This is a genomic window from Pantoea sp. EKM10T (assembly GCF_011800685.1).
GTDB lineage: Bacteria > Pseudomonadota > Gammaproteobacteria > Enterobacterales > Enterobacteriaceae > Pantoea > Pantoea agglomerans.
The window spans coordinates 369,939-389,954 of sequence record NZ_JAALEU010000004.1 but is presented as its reverse complement, the minus strand read 5'-3'; the positions used below and the strand labels follow the sequence as shown (position 1 = coordinate 389,954).

Here is a 20,016-nt window from a genome sequence, read left to right as displayed (position 1 = left end):
AAGGAGAAGCTCTTGATCGAAGCCCCGGTAAACGGCGGCCGTAACTATAACGGTCCTAAGGTAGCGAAATTCCTTGTCGGGTAAGTTCCGACCTGCACGAATGGCGTAATGATGGCCAGGCTGTCTCCACCCGAGACTCAGTGAAATTGAACTCGCTGTGAAGATGCAGTGTACCCGCGGCAAGACGGAAAGACCCCGTGAACCTTTACTACAGCTTGACACTGAACATTGAGCCTTGATGTGTAGGATAGGTGGGAGGCTTTGAAGCGCGGACGCCAGTCTGCGTGGAGCCAACCTTGAAATACCACCCTTTAATGTTTGATGTTCTAACGTAGGCCCGTAATCCGGGCTGCGGACAGTGTCTGGTGGGTAGTTTGACTGGGGCGGTCTCCTCCTAAAGAGTAACGGAGGAGCACGAAGGTCAGCTAATCACGGTCGGACATCGTGAGGTTAGTGCAATGGCATAAGCTGGCTTGACTGCGAGAGTGACGGCTCGAGCAGGTGCGAAAGCAGGTCATAGTGATCCGGTGGTTCTGAATGGAAGGGCCATCGCTCAACGGATAAAAGGTACTCCGGGGATAACAGGCTGATACCGCCCAAGAGTTCATATCGACGGCGGTGTTTGGCACCTCGATGTCGGCTCATCACATCCTGGGGCTGAAGTAGGTCCCAAGGGTACGGCTGTTCGCCGTTTAAAGTGGTACGCGAGCTGGGTTTAGAACGTCGTGAGACAGTTCGGTCCCTATCTGCCGTGGGCGCTGGAGAATTGAGGGGGGTTGCTCCTAGTACGAGAGGACCGGAGTGAACGCACCACTGGTGTTCGGGTTGTCATGCCAATGGCATTGCCCGGTAGCTAAGTGCGGAAAAGATAAGTGCTGAAAGCATCTAAGCACGAAACTTGCCCCGAGATGAGTTCTCCCTGACTCCTTGAGAGTCCTGAAGGGACGTTGAAGACTACGACGTTGATAGGCCGGGTGTGTAAGCGCAGCGATGCGTTGAGCTAACCGGTACTAATGACCCGTGAGGCTTAACCTTACAACGCCAGAGGCGTTTTTGAGAGACACAATTTTCAGCCTGTACCGGATAAAAATTAGCGGAAACGAAAGATTTTGCGGCGTGACAAGGCGCAGAGCGAGGACGTCAGCGGGAGCATACTGAAGTATGTGACCGGTGTGGCTGAGCGATGGCAACGCGGTCATGGCGTAAAAGATTCGTTTCGTGCACCAAGATTTGCCTGGCGGCTTTAGCGCGGTGGTCCCACCTGACCCCATGCCGAACTCAGAAGTGAAACGCCGTAGCGCCGATGGTAGTGTGGGGTCTCCCCATGCGAGAGTAGGGAACTGCCAGGCATTAAATAAGTGAAGAAGCCCCGCACGAAAGTGCGGGGCTTTTTTACGTCTGCACTTTGCCACGTTAAGCTGAAAATATGATCTGCAGGCACGCGGTATGTCACCCTTAACTCCCCATTATTCACTTCTGAATGACCAGCAACCCGCTGATTTTTCGATAATTAGCGACATGGCTCACAATAATAATCTCGGATTACGCCGCCTTTACCTTCAGTAGACTTAAATGCTTTACTCACTCCTTTAAACGCTGTTGATCAGCAAGGAACAGAGGTAAGGCATGGCACCCACAAATAATAAAACTCAGACGGATGATACAAAGAAACGTATCTGGGCTATCGTCGGCGCGTCATCGGGTAACCTGGTTGAGTGGTTCGACTTCTACGTTTACTCCTTCTTCTCACTCTATTTTGCCCACATTTTCTTTCCGCAGGGCGATACCACCACTCAGTTGTTACAGACGGCGGGCGTTTTTGCGGCAGGATTTTTAATGCGTCCGATTGGCGGCTGGCTGTTTGGCTATATCGGCGACAAACATGGCCGAAAAAATTCGATGCTGGTTTCGGTCTGCATGATGTGTTTTGGTTCGCTGGTGATCGCCTGCTTACCCGGTTATGAAACAATCGGTGTGGCTGCGCCCGTCATTCTGCTGCTGGCGCGTATGTTTCAGGGATTATCGGTGGGCGGAGAATATGGGACCAGTGCAACCTACATGAGCGAAGTGGCTCTGGAAGGACGCAAAGGATTCTACGCCTCATTCCAGTATGTCACGCTGATTGGTGGCCAGTTAGCGGCGGTACTCACCGTCGTGGTCCTGCAATTTCTGCTGACGGATGCAGAACTGCGAAGCTGGGGCTGGCGTATTCCGTTCTTCCTCGGCGCACTCCTCGCCGTTGTCGCATTATGGTTACGACGTTCACTGGAAGAGACCTCAGATAAGACGAGCCGCGAACATCGCGATGCGGGTAGCGTAATCGGGTTACTGCGTAATCATACTCGTCCCTTCCTCATGGTGCTGGGTTTCACCGCAGGCGGCTCCCTGAGTTTTTACACCTTCACTACCTACATGCAGAAGTATCTGGTTAATACGTCAGGTATGGATCCTAAAACCGCCAGTGGCCTGATGACCGGTGCTTTGCTGGTCTTTATGCTGATTCAGCCGATTATCGGTGCCCTGTCAGATAAAATCGGTCGTCGCACCTCGATGATGATTTTTGGCGCGGGCGCGGCCATCTGTACGGTCCCCATTCTGACGCTGTTGCAAAACGTGCAGAGCCCTGGTGTGGCTTTCCTGTTGATCATGCTGGCGCTGCTGATTACCAGCTTCTACACCGCCATCAGTGGCATTCTTAAAGCAGAAATGTTTCCGCCACAGGTGCGCGCACTGGGTGTAGGACTATCTTACGCAGTAGCGAATGCGATCTTCGGTGGGTCGGCAGAGTATGTTGCGTTGCTGATGAAGCAGCAGGGGATTGAGACGACTTTCTTCTGGTATGTTTCAGCGATGGGCGCGGTGGCATTTCTGGTGTCGCTGTTGCTGCACAAGCGCGGTAAGGGGATTAAGCTTTAACAGAGAAAGCTACTGACTCAGATTCCACAGGGCAATGCCGCTGGCAGCACCGGCGGCATCCCATGCGCAATCCTTCCAGCTCCAGCTGCTGCCATTTGGGCGGCTGTCATATCACTCTTTTCCTGCCCCAGGGGTAATGAAAACAGGATGCCGATAGTCTGACTTTGCCGGTCAGAATGGTGCTGACGCTGCCTTCCCATATTCACTACCGGCAGCGGCCAGAACTGCAGAGGCGACAAAATGCTCCGCTTTATCCCGTCCGCTCTACTGATCTTTTGCCATATGGGCGCATCCATTACACAACAGCCCAGCAAGCAGCACACTTCGCATAGCAGATGCCTTATTGGCCGCAGCGATTAAAGAATCCGGCTGATCAGGCGATCGATACGTATCCGGCGCAGACGGCGAATCAGCTTGCGCACCTTGGCCGGGTAATCAGCAATACTTTCAAGCTCACGGAAATGCGTCACTACCGTCGTGTTCTGCCGGATTAACGTCAGCTCCTTCTCACGCTGAGCCGCTAACTCCTGATGAGGATCGTGGATCAGCACCGCATTTTCCAGATCGAGCCGCCAGGCACGTGGATTGAGGTTATTACCGGTAATCAGCTGCCATTCATCATCAACCCACATTCCTTTAAGGTGATAACTGTTCTCGCCATCCTTCCACAGTCTCACGACCAGCTGATCGGTCGTAACGTAGTAGTGCAAACGGCTCATAAAGCGACGCAGATTGATTTCATACAGGTAAGGCAGTGCGCCGATGATTTTGAACGGCTGATCGGGCGCAATATAGAAGTCATTGGCTGTTTTATCGCCGACGATGATCTCAACCTGTTTTCCCTGACGCAGAAGATGAATGATATTACGTACCAGCAAGGCGGGCATGTTGAAGTAGGGGGTACAGATGATCAGCTTCTGTTCCGCACAGGGCATCAGGTGGAAAATGGTTTTATTGAGCAGGCTATGCTTACCCAGACCGACCAGCGGCGTGACCGTCAGTTCATCGTTGCCGGCATTCCCTTCAAACTGATAATTGAAACCGCGCAGGTCCTGACGGAACTGGCGTGTCTCATTTTTAATTTCAGGACTTGAGGGGCGCTCAGCAAAATCGAGTCGGTTTACCGCCTCTGCTGACTTCAGATTGAGCGTGATCCAGTCATACATCGTATCTGTCAGCTGGGAATTACGGATAACCTGATAACGGTCATAGCGATACTTATCATGCTGATGCAGGTAGACATCATTGATGCTGGCGCCGCTGTAGAGCAGCATATCATCAATAATGAACCCTTTAAGGTGGAGCACGCCCAGCGCTTCACGGGTATTGACCGGGATACCATAAACCGGGATGGCAATATCCGGATAACGTGTCGCCATTTCGCAATACCAGTCGGCATTGGTTACGCCTCGCGCTGCGCCAATTCGCCCACGCTGCGCACGGTGCCAGTCAACCAGAATCGAGATATCCAGCTCCGGCCGCGCCTGCTTCGCACTATAAAGCGCATCCATGACGGCACGTCCGGCGTCATCATTTTCCAGATAGAGCGCAACAATACAGATGCGAGTCTGCGCTGCCGCAATCTTCTCCAGCAACGTCTGGCGAAATTCGGCAGGCGAGTAAAGTGTCGACACATCCGCAACGGATTGTGACAGTTTCGGCAGCTGTGCGAGGTGTTGTTGGTGTTTGTTACGTTTAAATTTAGACAACATCACAGTGCACTTCTTCTCTGTTCATTGCATGGCCTTTTGCCATCAAATCAGGGTTATAACCACAAATAATAACATCAACTTCGCCGATTCGAACGTTTTTTACCTTTCTCTACAAGGTTAGTTGATCTCATTCTGTAAAGACAATTTCAGGCTGACAATACCGTCATCCAGTTGAATATCAACATGAAAGTTGAGCTTTCGTGCCAGCGTAATCATGCCGCGGTTATGGGGCATGGTGATACCGTTCAATTGTTGCAAGCCGTGATGCCGGGTATAGCGGATCATCTTTTCCAGCAGACGACGGCCCATGCCTAAGCCTTTCAGGTCGGAACGGACCAGCACCGAAAACTCCGCATCAATGTTATCTGCATCAGAGATAGCGCGGGTGACGCCGATGATCTCGGATCGTCCATGATGCTGACGTACCGCCACAATCGCCATCTCGCGGTCATAATCGATCTGGGTCATGTTGGCGAGATCATCATGAGTAAACTCACTGATTTCACTGAAGTAGCGGTAGTAGAGATCTTCTTTGGTGACCTGACTGATGAAATCGCGCAGCAGGGGCTCATCCTCTGGCAGAATGGGCCGGAACAGGCAGAATTGCCCATCCTTTAACTCTACCTGCTCTTCCAGATGCTGAGGATAAGGACGTATTGCCAGCCGTGCTTCGTTATCGCCGTGGAACGGAGCCAGCGTCAGGGTGACATCCAGCAGGGTAAAATCATTGCCCGCAGCCAGCAGCGGATGAATATCCAGTCGCTGGATCTCCGGACAATCCACCACCAGGTTAGAGACCTGCACCAGCAGCTGGCTTAAACCGGGGATATCCAGCGGATTCAGCGCGCTGCGGCTGCGGATTTTTCCGCTCTTGATCGCCTGAATCACCAGATAGCGTGCCAGCGTCATATTCAGCGGGGGAAGGGCAACGGCAGCCTGTTTATCGGCCTGCCATTCAACGCCGCCTTCCCCCAGCATAATGATCGGGCCAAACAGGGCATCCTGTTCGACCACGACCCGCAGCTCCTGTGCGCCTGCACGACTCGCCATGCTCTGAACCAGCAGCCCTTCGATACGTGCCTGCGGCAGCGTCTGTTTTACCCGATCAAAAATGGCCTCAGCGGCATGCTCCACTTCGCTGGCATTACGCAGGTAGAGCATCACGCCCTGCACCTCCGATTTATGCGCGATATCGGGTGAACGCAATTTTAGTGCCACCGGGTAGCCAATCTGATCGGCAATGGCCACTGCCGCCTTACTGTCACTGGCGATCCAGGTCGGCAGCGTGGCCAGCCCGTAAGCCTGCAGTACCGGCTGCACTTCGTGGGTATCCAGCGCAGTAACACCGCGCTCCAGCGCCTGTGACAGCAGCTGGTGTGCATGGGCACTGTCCAGGTTCAGGGTGGCGGGCAGGGCAGGGGTTTCGCGCAGCTGCTTCTGGTTACGGCGGTACTCAACCTGATGCATAAAAGCGGTCACCGTTCCCTCTGGCGTGCGCCAGGTCGGTATCCCCGCCTGCGTAAAGGCTCGGCGCGCGGCTTGTGAAGAGAACTCGCCGCTCCAGTTGGTCAGCAGCGTCACCAGCTTACCGCGCGGGTGACGGGCGATGGTGTCGATCAGATGTCCGGCCGTTTCAGTCGCGGGCGCGACCGCGCTTGGCGCATGAATAATCATCAATGCATCAAGTTCATGGCTGTCGAGCAGGATCTCTGTGCAGGCGGCATAACGTTCTGCTGTGGCGTCATCTTTTAAATCCAGCGGGTTGCCGCGGCCTGCGCCAGCGGGCAACAGCGCCTCGAGCTGCTGAATCGTCTGCTCGCTGAGCTGCGCCAGTTTCCCGTTGCGGGCATAGAGCTCATCCAGCGCCAGCGCGGCGGGGGCGGCACCATTACTGATGATCATCAGCCTGTCGCCACGCAGCGGCCGCATATGACTCAGCGACTCAACGGCGGAGAAGAGCTCATGAGTATCCTGCACCCGCAGTAACCCGGCACGCTGAATGGCTGCATCCCAGGCGGCGTCCAGACCGCTGTGGGTGCCCAGCAGCGCCTGTGCTTCCCGGCTGCGACCACTCTTGATCACCAGAATCGGTTTATTACGGGAGGCGCTGCGTGAGGCAGAAACAAAACGACGCGCATCGCTGAGGTGCTCAAGATAGAGCAGGATAGCGCTGGTTTTACCGTCGCGAGCCAGGAAGTCGAGCAGATCATCGACATCGGTATCCAGACTGTCACCCAGCGCGATAAACCAGGAGAAACCGAGATTACGCTGCTGCGCCCAGTCGAGAATGGTATTGGATACGGCGGCGGACTGGGAGATAAATGCGATACGGCCTTTCTCTATCGGCACTGGCGAGAAGCTGGCATTCAATCCCTGCCAGGGGGCCAGCAGGCCAAGACTGTTCGGGCCCAGCAGACGTATCTGCCACTGGCTGGCACAGGCTTTGAGTTCGGCAGACTGGCTGGCGGGCGCAGAGAGAATAATGCAGGCTTTGCAACCTTTCTCCCCGAGCTGTTGCAGCAGTTCGAGGTTACGTTTTGAGTGGGTGCAGATCACTGCCAGGTCTGGCGCGAAAGGTAAGCTGTCGATGGTGGGCCAGGCCAGTACGCCGCTGACCGCTTTATATTTCGGCGTCACCGGCAACACCGGGCCGCTAAAACCGCCCGCCAGCAGGTTACGCATCATAAAATATCCGGCGCGCCCTGGCGTGACCGAGGCACCAATCACCGCAATTGATTTAGGTCGTAACAGCGCTTCCAGTCCGCGTTGGCTCATCTCGCTCTCCAGAGTTCGGGATTTGCGTGATTGTAAACGCTTTTTGCTGGCAGTGCTTCCGGGCAGATCGCAGGCTGCGCATTCCGATTTTAATCTCTGTCACCGCAGGGACGCTCCCGCCAGGAGGTGACTGGGCGATTAAACCTGTCCGGCGTGGTGCGGTTTCCCTGCCAGGTAGGCCGCGCGGAACTGATCAAAATGGTGAGATAACGCCTCAGCTGCCAGCCGATCGCCCGCCTGCGCCAGCAGCGCCGCGGCCACTTCAGCAGTACAGTGCTGACCTGCGCCGTGGGCTTCACGCAGCGTATAGCGCGACGGGGTGCTGACATCCAGCGACATCACCGGCAGGGCGTCGAGCCAGGGGCTTTTACGGAACATTTTGCGGGCTTCGGTCCACGTGCCGTCCAGCATAATAAACAGCGGCGGCTTGCCACTGACGGGCGGCGTTGTCAGCACTTCGCGACCGGGGTCGGCATAAGCGGCCGGGAAAACCACCAGCGGCTGATAATCGGGATTGCGCACCGCCGCCAGCAGCAGCGGATCCGGCTCGGTGCGTGACCAGCCAAAAGCCTGGGTATCCGGCAGAATATCGGCAATCAGCCGGCCGGTGTTGCTCGGCTTCATCGGCTCGGTATCGAACATCACCAGGCAGAAGCGGCTACGGGCGGACTGCGGTACGATCTGACTGCAGAGACAGTTGACTTCTGGCAGCAGGCAGCCCTGACAGCGGATGACCCGATTCCCGCGCGCGAGGAAAGGACGGGTGGATCGGGCCAGGCGTTGGGTGCGCAAGCGCAAAACAGCATTATCAGACATGAGTATTCAGGGCAGGAAAAACGTCAGTGTAATCGAAGCACACGCGAAAAGGAAAAGGCCAGCCAGGCTGGCCTCTGAAGATTAAAGTGACTCATCCAGCCATTCATTGAAAGGCGCTTTGGGCATCGCGCCATTCAGCATGTCGACCCGCTCGCCGTTCTTAAACAGCATGATGGTCGGGATGCTGCGAATGTTGAAACGGGCGCTCAGGGCCGGTTCCGCTTCGGTGTTCACTTTAATAAAGCGGACTTTACCGCTGCGTTCACTGGCGACATCTTTAAACACCGGCGCAAAATTGACACAGGGACCACACCAGGGCGCCCAGAAATCGATCACCACCGGCAGATCGTCCTGCAGATATTTGTCAAAGTTAGCGCTGGTGGCATTCACCACTTCGCCATCAAATAACGCATTTCCACAGCGACCACATTTCGCCACGTCGGCAAGGCGTTCTTCAGGAACGCGATTGGTTGCCTGACAGGAAGCGCATACCGTATTCATAGGAACCTCTGATGTTGAAAAGTGTCAGTCTGATAAATATTGTTCATTATGAAAGGGGACGGATTCCCTCTCAATCTGGATTGCTCTATAGGTTCAATAGTTGATAGCTAAGCGCCAGCACATCAGGTAATCTGCGCGCTCTCAATGCAGGAGGAAGACATGAACGACGAATTTAAAGGCAAGAGCGGTAAGGTTAAGGTGATGTACGTGCGTGGCGAGGACGATAAAAGCGCGCGCGCGCCTAATCCTCGTACAGGCAAAGGTGGTCACGCTGCTGCCCGTTCGGATGATAATCGTCGTTCGTCTGGCCCCCGTACTGAACGCAGTCAGGAAGGTGGTCGCTCCGCTGGCCGTCGCAGCGACGACACCGGTCGCAGCAGTTCACCGCGTCGTGATGAAGGCGGACGTGGCGCTCCACGCCGTTCAGACGATGGCGCAGGCCGCCGCAACGATCGTGGCGATGATAATCGCGGCGCCTATGGCAGCAGCGATTCCCCATGGCGCACTGTGTCACGCGCGCCATCAGCAGATCGTCCGGCAACCGAAAGCGATAAGCCGGATCATGGCGGCATCAGCGGCAAGAGCTTCGTCGATCCCGAGCAGATCCGTCGTCAGCGTAACGAAGAGACGCGCGTCTATGGTGAGAACGCCTGTCAGGCGCTGTTCCAGAGCCGTCCTGAAGCGATTGTTCGCGCCTGGTTCGTGCAGGAAGTGACACCGCGTTTCCGCGAAGCGCTGCGCTGGCTGGCGGCTAACCGCAAAGCCTATCACGTCGTGGAAGATGCTGAGATTACCAAAGCGTCAGGCACTGAGCATCACGGTGGCGTCTGCTTCCTGATCAAAAAGCGCATGGGTATGGCGGTTTCTGAATGGCTGAGCCAGGCGAATACCAAAGATTGCGTACTGGCATTGGAAGATGTCAGCAACCCGCATAACCTCGGCGCGATTATGCGCAGCTGCGCGCACTTTGGCGTAAAAGGTTTGCTGGTGAACGACGCCTCACTGCTGGAGTCCGGCGCAGCGGTACGTACCGCAGAAGGCGGAGCTGAGCATGTGCAGGCCATCAGCGGCGCAACCTTCAGTGAAGGTCTGGAAGCGTTCCGTAAAGCGGGTTACACCATCGTCACCACCTCCAGCCATCAGGGCACGCCGCTGGCGCAGGCTCAGCTGCCCGAGAAAATGGTGCTGGTGTTAGGGCAGGAGCGTGAAGGTCTTTCTGATACCGCGTTCAAACAGGGTGACATGAGCCTGTCGATTGGCGGCACCGGCAACGTAGAAAGCCTTAACGTCTCGGTCGCAACCGGCGTACTGCTCGCCGAATGGTGGCGTCAGAACGCATAAAAAAACGGGCCGAAAGGCCCGTTTTGCTGTGTCACATCAGTGCGCGCCACCGCCACCGCCGCCTGCGCTAAACGGCGGACGGGCAAACCAGATCAGCACCAGCAGAATCAAAAAGACCCCCGCCGACGCCCAGAAAATTTCATTCGCTGAAATAATCAGTCCCTGGTTAGTAATCTGCTGCGCGATCCAGGCCGACGCCTGCTGCTGCGTCATCCCCATGCTCTCCAGCTGGCTATACATCTGCTGCGAATTGACGTTGTACGGGGTGATCGACTCCGTCAGGTAGCTATGATGCATCGACTCGCGGTTACTCCACATAGTGGTGGTAATCGACGTTCCCACCGAGCCTGCAAAGGTACGCATAAAGTTCGACAGGCTGGAGGCTGCGGCCATGCGCTCCGGCGGCAATCCCGACAGCGTAATGGTGGTCAGCGGCATAAAGAAGCAGGCCACGGCAAAGCCCTGAATAAACTGCGGCCAGGCTGAGGCACCAAAGTCCATTCCCGGTTCAAACGTATACGCGCGCCAGTAGAAGCAGACGGCATACATAATGAAGCTGAACGTGACCAGCCGTCGCATGTCGAGCTTATGGGCAAAGCGTCCGATGATCGGCGACAGGATCACCGGCAAAATGCCCACCGGCGCAGACGCCAGACCGGCCCAGGTTGCGGTGTAGCCGTAGACCTCCTGCAGCAGCTGCGGCAACAGAACAATCGAGCCGAAGTAGAGCATATAAGCCAGACTGATCGACAGGCAGCCAATGGTGAAGTTGCGCGACTTAAACAGCGACAGATCTATGATCGGGTGATCGTCAGTCAGCTCCCACACCAGCAGGACTGACAGCGCAATCACGGCCACTACCCCGAGCACGATGATCTCGGACGAGTTAAACCAGTCGAGCTCCTTTCCGCGATCCAGCATCACCTGCAAACAGCCGATCCCCACCACCAGCAGCACCAGCCCGACCATATCGATCCGCCGGATTTCGGTTTTGGTTTCCCGGCCGCGCAGGGTTTGCAGCGTCAGTATTACCACCGCCACACCAATGGGCACGTTGATAAAGAAGATCCAGCCCCAGTGATAGTTATCGCTGATCCAGCCGCCCAGTATCGGGCCACAGATTGGGGCGACGATCACCGTCATCGCCCACAGCGACAGCGCAACACTGCGCTTGGCAGGCGGATAGTTGTTGAGCAGCAGACTTTGCGACAGCGGGATCAATGGACCCGCGACGATCCCCTGAATGACGCGGAAGAAGATCAGCATCTCCAGGCTGTCTGACATGCCGCACGCCCAGGAGGCGATAGCAAACAGAATGGTCGACCAGGTAAAGAGCTTCACTTCACCGATGCGTTTTGCCAGCCAGCCGGTCAGCGGGATCGAGATCGCATTGGCCACACCAAACGAGGTGATCACCCAGGTTCCCTGGGAGTTCGACGCTCCCAGATTACCGGCAATCGTGGGGATAGCCACGTTGGCGATGGTCGAGTCCAGAACCTGCATGAACGTCGCCAGCGACAGCGCAATGGTCATCAGGACCAGCGGCATTCCTTCAAGCGGTTTTTGTGCCATTACAGCCTCCGCGTCATCATCCGGCGTTGGCGCGGACGATATCGGTGATCAGCTGATTGACCGGCGCAAGGTCAATCGCCAGTGCGTTGCTGCTGTAAGCGGCTTGCTGACGGGCGCTGGTGGCCAGCGCGCTGCCCTCTTTGCTGGTGGTATCTATTTTAACCAGCGTTGAGAGGCCAATACGCAGCGGATGTCTGGCGATATCTTCCTGATTCAGTTCGATACGAACTGGCAGGCGCTGAACCACTTTGATCCAGTTACCGGTGGCATTCTGTGCCGGCAACAGTGAGAAGGCGCTGCCGGTGCCCATATCCAGTCCTGCAACTTTGCCCTGATAAACCACTTCGTCACCGTAGATGTCGGCAACCACGGTGACAGGCTGACCAATACGAACGCCAGCCAGCTGGGTCTCTTTAAAGTTGGCATCGACCCACAGATTCGTTGCAGGCACGACGGCGAGCAGCGGGGTGCTGGTGGAGATTTGCGAACCGACCTGTACGCTGCGACGGGAGACAAAACCATCCATCGGGCTACGGATTTCGGTGCGCTGCAGCGCCAGCCAGGCGTCACGCAGCTCAGCCGCGCTCTGTTGCACGGCAGGCTGATTTTCCAGTGAGGTGTTGAGGATCATCGCCTGATTCGCATTGTATTGCTGAATCGCCACGTCCAGTTGTGCTTTGGCCGTCGCGACAGCATCGCGGGCGTGCTGCAACTCTTCACGGCCAATCAGATTAGCCGCACCTAACGGCTCACGGCGTTTCAGGTCGGCCTGTGCCTGCGCCAGAGCGGTCTGTTGCAAGGTAATGCTGGCCTGATACTGTTTGCCATTAATCATCAGCTGATGCGTCTGACGCACGCTGGTGGCGAGTGCCGTCTGCGCTTTTTCAAACGCCTGCTCCGCATCCGTCTTATCCAGTGAAACCAGCACATCGCCTTTTTTGACGAAATCGGTATCTTCAAACCAGACTTTATTCACGCTACCGGAGACCTGTGCCATCACCTGCACCTGGTTACCCGCAACGTAGGCGTCATCTGTTTCCTGAAAATGGCGCAGGACCAGGAACCAGTAAACTCCCCAGGCAATACCAATCAGCACAAAGATCAGCGCCAGCACGATGAGCACACTTTTGCGCTTCTTCTTTTTGTTGGCTGACGGTTGCGGGCTTTGTGCTTCTGCCGTTGCACTCATGTCTTTCTCCACGTTTTCCATTTAGTCGGGCGGCAGAAATCCCTTTTCGCCAGCGCCCGAGTCGAAAAAGCCAGCGACTGAGCGCTGGCCAGATAAAAAAGGAAATTAAAATAACGATTCCGACAGGTGATTGTGTCGCACTTATTGCTATTAGCGGGACAGTGAGGCGATCAGCTGATCTTCATCCATTTTATCAAGACGATTAAGTAGCTTACGGGTGATGCCTTCCAGCTGCGACTTCTCATCGACGGAGAGCGAAGACCAGAGGTATTGCAGGCTCTGATGCTGAGGTGGCAGCAACTGACGCAGGAACTCCATCCCTTTATCGGTCAGATGCAGGTGCAGGCAGCGACGGTCGTGATCGCTTTCGCGACGCTCAATCCAGCCGCGCTTTTCCAGTTCATCAGCAATGCGCGTGGCATTGGTGCGCGAAGAACCAAGGGCAGAGCTGAGCTCAGAGGGCTGAATACTATGGTTTTCCTGTGCATCCAGCGTAATCAACGCCATGAACAGGGTTTCATTAATACCCTGTGCTTTCAGCATCTTATTACGGTTGTCCAGCAGTTTACCCTGCATATGCATACAGAGACGCGTCAGAATAATTTCCTGCAACGGAAAATCCTTATGGCGATTGGCACGGATGTTTAGCATCTGCTCAATGGGAGTAAACGAACTTTCCATTAAAAAAAACCTCACTAATTGCAACTTGTATAATAACTATGGTGACAGGATAAGCGTAGTCACTTTTTGGCAGGTGATCGCTGACAGAATCACTATTCACCATCAAAGGTATTCCAAGCCATTCCCTGGCCCTGGGTCAAAAACCCGTACGTCCGGCGGCAGCCGCTGTGCCGGAACGTGATCAACAAGGGGGCAAATTTAATAATATCGCGGGGAAAAATAACTGAAGTGAATAGGTTTGCTACTAACCATAACAAACCTAACCATTTGTGACCAGACGCAATGCGCTGTCCGGCCAGGCTTCAGTTGATTTTTTCCGGCTCAAAGCGCGATCCGGCTGCCCAAATCAGCAGATTAACCACAGTCAGCAGCGCGCCAGCGCCACAGACGCCATACCAGCCCCAAAGATGGTAAGCGGTCGCGGAGAGCAGTGAGCCGGCCGCGCCACCCATAAAGTAGCTGGTCATGTAACCGGCATTAAGACGGTTCCGCGCCTCCGGCATCTGCGCGTAGATCACGCTTTGATTGGTGATATGGACGGCCTGTACCGCCAGATCCAGCAGCAGGATGCCGACGATCAGCGGCGCAAGCTGCTCCGCGCCCCACGCAATGGCGGCCCACGACAGCAGCATAAGCAGCAGGCCCAGTTGGGTGGTCAGCTTCGCTTTACCCTTGTCAGCCAGCGCGCCCGCCTGACGTGCGGCCAGCGCACCCGCGGCACCGACCAGCCCCAGCAAGCCAATCTCGCCCTCTGAGAAGTGATAGGGCGCCCCGGCGAGCAGAAAGGCCATTGAGGTCCACAGCAGGCTGAAATTGGCAAAGGAGAGGCAGCCGGTCCAGGCGCGGGTGCGGAGCACCCGATTACCCGCATACAGGCGAAAGATGGAGGCCAGCAGTTGCGGATAGCTCATGGGCACGGACTGTTTCACGCGCGGCAGCGATCGCCACAGCGCCAGGGCCATCACCACCATCAGCAGGCTGGCAGTCCAGTAAACGGTACGCCAGCCGCCAAGCTGCGCCAGGCCGCCTGCCACGGTGCGCGCCAGCAGAATCCCCAGCAGCAAACCGCTCATTACCGTTCCCACTATTTTGCCGCGCCGCTCCGGCTCTGCCAGCGTGGCGGCCAGCGGCACCAGGATTTGTGCGGCGACCGAGAACAGGCCGGTCATCACCGTGCCCAGCAGTAAAAAGAGAAAGGAGTGCGAAAGGGCGATAATCACCATGCCCGCAGCAGCCAGCAGGATCATCGTAACAATCAGGCTGCGTCGTTCAAACCGATCGCCAAGCGGCACCAGCAGCAGCAGACCGCAGGCGTAGCCCAGCTGCGCCGTGGTGACAATAAATCCGGCGAGGCTGACAGAGAGATCAAACTGTTGGGCGATGGTATTCAGTAGTGGCTGAACGTAGTAATTACTGGCTACGCAGAGGCCGGTTGCTACTGACATCAGCATTACTAAAGCAGGCGTCAGACCCTGGCGAGTCGCATTCATAAACAGCATCGGTCGCTAATAATCATTTGAGGTTAATAGTAACTCAAAAAACTATTTCACACGCATGTTTATTAACAGGCCATACCAGTCGGGAAAGCAGGCATAAAAAAAGGGCAGAAAAATTTCTGCCCTCAGATAACTGCCCGACTAAAAGCGTATGCTCACTGAGCCAGCACTTTTATCAACCACCCTGAGGCGGAAATGTTTTCAGGTTATTGCGCGGCGGCCTGCGCCTCGCTGATCCATTTATCGAACTCAGCCTGATGCGCCTTAATCCAGCCATCCACATGACGGTTAATCGCCTCTTCTGAGTTTTGTCCGGCATGCATTGCTGAGTTTTCAGCATTGATATCGGTAATGGGCAGCTTCATGACCGCAAACAGACGGGCAGCCGCCGGGTTTTTCGCCGCCCAGGCTTTGTTGGCGACGATGTGCATGGTGTTAACCGGGAAACCGTAGTTCGCGCCGTTTGGCAGCTTAGTATCCACATCCTTCTGTTCGCCAGGCAGCGAAGAGAACGGCACCTGCAGCCAGACCACATCGCGGCCCGGCTTCAGCACATCGCTCAGCCAGTAGGGCGTCCAGGTGTAATAAAGGATCGGTTTACCCTGCTTGTAGCGTGCCAGCGTATCCGCCACCATCGCCGAATAGTTACCCATATTGGCGGTTACGGTATCACTAAGACCGAAGGCGCTGTTCTGATGATTAATCACCGCTTCACAGCCCCAGCCTGGCGTACAGCCGGTCATATCCGCTTTGCCATCGCCGTTGGCGTCAAACAGGCTGGCGATCTTAGGATCTTTCAGCTGTTCGATATTGGTGATGTGATATTTCTCGGCGGTCTTCTTATCAATCAGATAACCCTGGGCGGCACCGGTAACGTAGGTTCCCTGACGATAGAGCTTCTGATCGCCACCGGCGGCTTTGTACATGTCGTCATGCAGCGGCTGCCAGTTCACCGCGGTAAAGGTGGCGTCGCCAGCGGCGATAGAGGTGTAGCCCACGTTGTAATCCACTTCACTCGGCTTGCTGACCTGATAGCCGAGTTTTTCCAGCGCGCGGCTGACAATCAGGGTCTGAAAAGTCTCTTCAGCGATAGTGCTCTGTATGGGTTGTACCGTAATACCTTTGCCCGGCAGATCGGCAGCGGAGACGTGTGAAACGGCCAGCGTGGTTACCACGGCGGCGAGCAGAGAGGCTCTGTTGCGCATAGTCATTCCTTATTTCAGATGTCGCGTCAGGATGGGCGGCGCGCAGGCGCCGCCCGACAGATTATTTTTTACGCGAAGGAGAGAAGATCAGGCCCAGCGGGCCGGTGTGATACCAGTGGCGATTACCGCGGCTGCGGCTATCGCGACCAAACGATTGGGTCAGGCGGTCAAGGATAATGGCAAGGATCACAATCCCTACGCCACCCACCGTAGCCAGCCCCATGTCGAGACGGCCAATACCGCGCAGCACCATCTGACCGAGTCCGCCCACGGCGATCATCGAGGCGATCACCACCATCGACAGCGCCAGCATCAGGGTCTGATTAACGCCCGCCATAATGGTGGGCATCGCCAGCGGCAACTGCACTTTGAATAGCAGCTGACGCGGACTGGCACCAAAGGATTCGCTCGCTTCGATCAGATCGGCGGGCACCTGCTTAATGCCGAGAATAGTCAGACGTACAATCGGTGGCAGGGCGAAGATAATCGTGACCACCACGCCTGGCACGTTGCCGATACCAAACAGCATCACAATCGGCACCAGATAGACAAAGGCGGGTGTTGTCTGCATCGCATCCAGCAAGGGACGTACGATACGCGCTGCCCGTTCACTGCGGGCCAGCCAGATCCCCAGCGGCAGGCCGATGAGAATGCAGAACATCAGCGCGGTAAGCACCAGCGCCAGCGTGACCATCGCCTGCGACCAGGCGCCAATTGCGCCAATCAAGATCAGCGATACCAGCGTGGCGATGCCCATGGCGGGTGTCGCGATCTGCCAGGCGATCAGCGCAAACACCAGAATCGCTACCGGCGCGGGCATTCCCAGCAACAGCTGCTGAAAGGCGCTGAGAATATAGTCAACCGGTACCCGGATACCCTGAAACAGCGGGCGGAAATGGTTGACCACCCAGTCGATGCCGGTAGTCACCCAGTGATCAAGCGGGATCCAGGTTTTGTGGAACGGATCCATGATATTGAAATGTTCCGGCGCGGGCGCGGGGGCGCTGTTGAGCCAGTCACTGCTGCTGGCTGCATCGGGTGTCGCGCTGCCATCGGGCGTGCCCCAGGCATCGGCACCGCCGCTGCTGGTGGGCGCAGCCTGACTGCTGGCGGCGGTGCCGCTATCCCACGGATTGGTGGTTTCCTGACTCATGGCTGGGCTCCTTCACGATCTAACGCGCGCAATAGCGTGCTTTTGGAAATGATACCGACATACTGATTCTCCTCGCCGACCACTGGCACCGCACAGGGCGCCTGAGCGACGTGCGAGAGCAGATCGCTCAGTGAGGTATCGGCGGGCACCGCGGCTGGCGAGTCGAGGAGGGCGCTATCGAGTCCCAGACCTGCTGCCAGCGCGGCTTTCAGCGAGTCGGTGGAGACCACGCCAAGAAACTTCTGTTTCTCCAGCACGTAGCCGTAGTCGCGGTCTTCATCCTGCAGCAGCTTAATGGCGGAGCGCGGGCCGAAACCTGGCGCTTTGCGGATCAACGCTCCCGCGCTACGACGGGCGATATCTTTGGCGCTGAATACGTGGCTGATATCGACGCCACGGAAAAAGGTGCGGACATAGTCATTGGCCGGATTATTCAGGATCTCATCCGGCGTACCAACCTGTATCACTTCGCCGCCCTGCATAATGGCAATACGGTCGCCAATACGCATCGCTTCATCAAGATCGTGGGAAATAAAGACGATGGTGCGCTGATGCCTGGCTTGTAAATTAACCAGTTCATCCTGCATTTCAGTACGAATCAACGGATCCAGAGCGGAGAAGGCCTCATCCATTAATAAGATGTCGGGATTGATGGCCAGTGCGCGGGCTAATCCGACGCGCTGCCGCATCCCTCCGGAAAGTTCATCCGGGTAAGCGTGCGCATAATTCTCCAGCCCGACCTGACGTAACGCTTCCAGTGCTTTTTCCTGGCGTTCAGCCAGTGCGACTCCCGCTAATTCCATGCCAAATGCCGTATTATTTAATACATTCATGTGCGGCATCAAAGCAAATGACTGGAATACCATGCTGATTTTATTTCTGCGCACGTCACGCAGTTCGCTGGCTGATATTTTGGCAATATCGACACCGTCAATAATCACCTGGCCGCGCGTCGGCTCTATCAGACGATTGAGAAGGCGAACCATGGTCGATTTTCCTGAACCGGATAACCCCATGATGACGAATATCTCGCCTTCTTCAATGGCCAGACTGGCGTTCTTTACGCCAAGGGAGAGCCCGGTCTTCTCAAGAATGACATCTTTGGTCGCACCCTTTTCAATATATTTAAACGCGCGATCCGGATTGTCGCCAAATATTTTATAGAGATTTTTTACTTCGAGCTTAATAGCCATGCAGTCATTAAATCCTGGTTGAAATATCTAATATTATCCTGTCGTTCCCGCTGAAATTTAAGCAGGCCATACCGTAGCACACTGACGTTATCTGACAACCCTGAAGTGGAATATTGACCGGCCGCGGGACATTCAGATGCCGATTATCTTCAGTGCTCACAAGGGATAAACGTGGATTAATTTTTTGTGAAATCATTGGCGGGTTTTTGGCATTTCAGCCGATTTGCCGCGTGAAAGGGAGAAAAACAAGCGTCACCAGGGTGAAATATTACGGAAATAATGGATTCCGATGCAGGGAAATAATCACGCCTGAAACGATCGGATTCAGTGGAATAATTGGTCGAAAAAAAAGGAAATGCGGGGAGGGGCAGAATCAACAAACGGTGAAATAGTCAGGCTGTTTTGCAGTAATATTTTTTTCTTATGATTAGACGGAATGGCGCGGCTGACACGGCACTGCCAGAGAAAACCGGATGCTGACAAAACAGCACCCGGTAACCCTCAGAAATTCCAGTCCTCGTCTTCGGTTTCGACCGCTTTTCCCATCACATAGGAGGAGCCTGAACCGGAGAAGAAGTCGTGGTTTTCGTCGGCGTTGGGCGACAGAGCCGACAGAATGGCCGGATTCACCGCTGTCAGCTCCGCCGGGAACAGCGCCTCATAGCCCAGATTCATCAACGCTTTGTTGGCGTTGTAGTGCAGGAAGGTTTTCACCTCCTCTACCCAGCCGACATCGGCATAGAGCGCCTCGGTATAAGCCACTTCGTTCTCATACAGCGCCAGCAGCAGATCATAGGCGAACTGCTGCAGCTCTTCGCGGCGCAGATCGTCAGCGGCAGCCAGCGCCTGCTGATATTTGTAACCGATGTAGTAACCGTGAACCGCTTCATCGCGAATAATCAGGCGAATCAGGTCAGCGGTGTTGGTCAGCTTGCCACGGCTCGACCAGTACATCGGCAGCCAGAAGCCGGAATAGAACAAAAACGACTCCAGGAAAACGCTGGCGATCTTCTTCTTCAGCGGATCATCGGCCTGGTAGTGTTCCAGAATGATGCGCGCCTTGTTCTGCAGCGGCGCATTCTCTTCACTCCACTGATAAGCGGCATCCACATCCTGGGTGTTACACAGCGTTGAGAAGATCGAACTGTAGGAGCGGGCATGCACCGCTTCCATAAAGCTGATATTCGACAGCACCGCCTCTTCGTGCGGGGTAATGGCATCTTCCATCAGCCCCGGCGCGCCGATCACGTTCTGGATAGTGTCGAGCAGCGTCAGGCCGGTGAACACCCGGATGGTCAGCTGCTGCTGCTGTTTATCCAGCGTCTGCCAGCCGGGCAGATCGTTGGAGAGCGGCACTTTCTCGGGCAGCCAGAAGTTGCTGGTGAGACGATTCCACACTTCAAGATCTTTGTCATCCTGAATGCGGTTCCAGTTAATTGCCTGAATCTGTTTTAGTTTCATCGTTT

General features: G+C 55.5%; 14 protein-coding genes, 2 rRNA genes and 1 pseudogene. 4 read left to right on the top strand and 13 right to left on the bottom strand.

Features of this window, described 5'->3' with window-relative positions; translation table 11 throughout:
• The 3 genes from HFD95_RS10745 to HFD95_RS10735 form a co-directional block, all read left to right on the top strand.
• A 23S ribosomal RNA gene (locus HFD95_RS10745) occupies positions 1-1,035 on the top strand; the annotation flags it as partial.
• A gap of 198 nt (positions 1,036-1,233) precedes the next feature.
• Positions 1,234-1,349: ribosomal RNA gene (gene rrf / locus HFD95_RS10740) — 5S ribosomal RNA — on the top strand.
• 277 nt (positions 1,350-1,626) lie between these two features.
• Complete coding sequence (locus tag HFD95_RS10735) at positions 1,627-2,916, top strand: MFS family transporter (RefSeq protein ID WP_031594658.1); 1,290 nt, start codon at positions 1,627-1,629, stop codon at positions 2,914-2,916.
• A gap of 9 nt (positions 2,917-2,925) precedes the next feature.
• Here HFD95_RS10735 and HFD95_RS22130 read toward each other — a convergent pair.
• The 5 genes and pseudogenes from HFD95_RS22130 to trxC all read right to left on the bottom strand — a co-directional run bounded on the left by HFD95_RS22130 (position 2,926) and on the right by trxC (position 8,720).
• A pseudogene (locus HFD95_RS22130) lies at positions 2,926-3,246 on the bottom strand (YfiM family lipoprotein).
• A gap of 26 nt (positions 3,247-3,272) precedes the next feature.
• Entirely contained in the window at positions 3,273-4,628 is a 1,356-nt protein-coding gene (gene pssA, locus HFD95_RS10730) for a CDP-diacylglycerol--serine O-phosphatidyltransferase (protein WP_029519515.1), read from the bottom strand.
• Positions 4,629-4,745: 117 nt separating this feature from the next.
• Complete coding sequence (locus HFD95_RS10725) at positions 4,746-7,403, bottom strand: bifunctional acetate--CoA ligase family protein/GNAT family N-acetyltransferase (RefSeq protein WP_010672150.1); 2,658 nt, start codon at positions 7,401-7,403, stop codon at positions 4,746-4,748.
• A gap of 138 nt (positions 7,404-7,541) precedes the next feature.
• Positions 7,542-8,219 carry a tRNA-uridine aminocarboxypropyltransferase gene (locus HFD95_RS10720; protein ID WP_022624064.1) on the bottom strand — a complete coding sequence of 226 codons (678 nt, stop codon included), beginning with the start codon at positions 8,217-8,219 and terminating at the stop codon, positions 7,542-7,544.
• 81 nt (positions 8,220-8,300) lie between these two features.
• Positions 8,301-8,720, bottom strand: coding sequence for a thioredoxin TrxC (gene trxC / locus HFD95_RS10715; RefSeq protein WP_010257800.1), 420 nt, complete (start codon positions 8,718-8,720; stop codon positions 8,301-8,303).
• A gap of 159 nt (positions 8,721-8,879) precedes the next feature.
• Between trxC and HFD95_RS10710 the strand changes: the two genes are divergently transcribed.
• Positions 8,880-10,061 carry a tRNA/rRNA methyltransferase gene (locus HFD95_RS10710; protein WP_010672152.1) on the top strand — a complete coding sequence of 394 codons (1,182 nt, stop codon included), beginning with the start codon at positions 8,880-8,882 and terminating at the stop codon, positions 10,059-10,061.
• Between the two features lie 36 nt (positions 10,062-10,097).
• Here HFD95_RS10710 and emrB read toward each other — a convergent pair whose 3' ends face one another.
• The 8 genes from emrB to nrdF all read right to left on the bottom strand — a co-directional run bounded on the left by emrB (position 10,098) and on the right by nrdF (position 20,011).
• Entirely contained in the window at positions 10,098-11,633 is a 1,536-nt protein-coding gene (emrB, locus tag HFD95_RS10705; protein WP_010257793.1) for a multidrug efflux MFS transporter permease subunit EmrB, read from the bottom strand.
• Positions 11,634-11,649: 16 nt separating this feature from the next.
• The gene (emrA, locus tag HFD95_RS10700; protein ID WP_010257791.1) at positions 11,650-12,822 is read right to left on the bottom strand and encodes a multidrug efflux MFS transporter periplasmic adaptor subunit EmrA; all 1,173 of its coding nucleotides are present in this window, start codon (positions 12,820-12,822) and stop codon (positions 11,650-11,652) included.
• Between the two features lie 150 nt (positions 12,823-12,972).
• Positions 12,973-13,503 (bottom strand): transcriptional repressor MprA, encoded by a 531-nt coding sequence (mprA, locus tag HFD95_RS10695; protein WP_003850381.1) that lies wholly within the window; start codon positions 13,501-13,503, stop codon positions 12,973-12,975.
• A gap of 302 nt (positions 13,504-13,805) precedes the next feature.
• A complete protein-coding gene (locus HFD95_RS10690; RefSeq protein WP_010672153.1) occupies positions 13,806-14,993 on the bottom strand; it encodes an MFS transporter in 1,188 nt (395 codons plus the stop codon).
• Between the two features lie 212 nt (positions 14,994-15,205).
• Positions 15,206-16,204 (bottom strand): glycine betaine/L-proline ABC transporter substrate-binding protein ProX, encoded by a 999-nt coding sequence (gene proX / locus HFD95_RS10685; protein ID WP_010257785.1) that lies wholly within the window; start codon positions 16,202-16,204, stop codon positions 15,206-15,208.
• A 61-nt stretch (positions 16,205-16,265) separates the two neighbouring features.
• Complete coding sequence (proW, locus tag HFD95_RS10680) at positions 16,266-17,357, bottom strand: glycine betaine/L-proline ABC transporter permease ProW (RefSeq protein ID WP_010257782.1); 1,092 nt, start codon at positions 17,355-17,357, stop codon at positions 16,266-16,268.
• On the bottom strand, positions 17,354-18,550 hold the full coding sequence (gene proV / locus HFD95_RS10675; RefSeq protein WP_010672155.1) for a glycine betaine/L-proline ABC transporter ATP-binding protein ProV: 1,197 nt from the start codon (positions 18,548-18,550) through the stop codon (positions 17,354-17,356). Before proV ends, proW begins: the two co-directional genes overlap by 4 nt.
• Before the next feature lie 501 nt (positions 18,551-19,051).
• Positions 19,052-20,011, bottom strand: coding sequence for a class 1b ribonucleoside-diphosphate reductase subunit beta (nrdF, locus tag HFD95_RS10670; RefSeq protein ID WP_010257777.1), 960 nt, complete (start codon positions 20,009-20,011; stop codon positions 19,052-19,054).
• Between the last annotated feature and the right edge of the window lie 5 nt (positions 20,012-20,016).

Excerpts from the sequence above, each read along its gene's own strand:
- proX (WP_010257785.1), bottom strand. The coding sequence starts at position 16,204 with ATGCGCAACAGAGCCTCTCTGCTCGCCGCCGTGGTAACCACGCTGGCC.
- proW (WP_010257782.1), bottom strand. The coding sequence starts at position 17,357 with ATGAGTCAGGAAACCACCAATCCGTGGGATAGCGGCACCGCCGCCAGC.
- HFD95_RS10735 (WP_031594658.1), top strand. The coding sequence starts at position 1,627 with ATGGCACCCACAAATAATAAAACTCAGACGGATGATACAAAGAAACGT.
- HFD95_RS10690 (WP_010672153.1), bottom strand. The coding sequence starts at position 14,993 with ATGAATGCGACTCGCCAGGGTCTGACGCCTGCTTTAGTAATGCTGATG.
- trxC (WP_010257800.1), bottom strand. The coding sequence starts at position 8,720 with ATGAATACGGTATGCGCTTCCTGTCAGGCAACCAATCGCGTTCCTGAA.
- mprA (WP_003850381.1), bottom strand. The coding sequence starts at position 13,503 with ATGGAAAGTTCGTTTACTCCCATTGAGCAGATGCTAAACATCCGTGCC.
- emrA (WP_010257791.1), bottom strand. The coding sequence starts at position 12,822 with ATGAGTGCAACGGCAGAAGCACAAAGCCCGCAACCGTCAGCCAACAAA.
- HFD95_RS10720 (WP_022624064.1), bottom strand. The coding sequence starts at position 8,219 with ATGTCTGATAATGCTGTTTTGCGCTTGCGCACCCAACGCCTGGCCCGA.
- proV (WP_010672155.1), bottom strand. The coding sequence starts at position 18,550 with ATGGCTATTAAGCTCGAAGTAAAAAATCTCTATAAAATATTTGGCGAC.
- HFD95_RS10710 (WP_010672152.1), top strand. The coding sequence starts at position 8,880 with ATGAACGACGAATTTAAAGGCAAGAGCGGTAAGGTTAAGGTGATGTAC.
- pssA (WP_029519515.1), bottom strand. The coding sequence starts at position 4,628 with ATGTTGTCTAAATTTAAACGTAACAAACACCAACAACACCTCGCACAG.
- emrB (WP_010257793.1), bottom strand. The coding sequence starts at position 11,633 with ATGGCACAAAAACCGCTTGAAGGAATGCCGCTGGTCCTGATGACCATT.
- nrdF (WP_010257777.1), bottom strand. The coding sequence starts at position 20,011 with ATGAAACTAAAACAGATTCAGGCAATTAACTGGAACCGCATTCAGGAT.
- HFD95_RS10725 (WP_010672150.1), bottom strand. The coding sequence starts at position 7,403 with ATGAGCCAACGCGGACTGGAAGCGCTGTTACGACCTAAATCAATTGCG.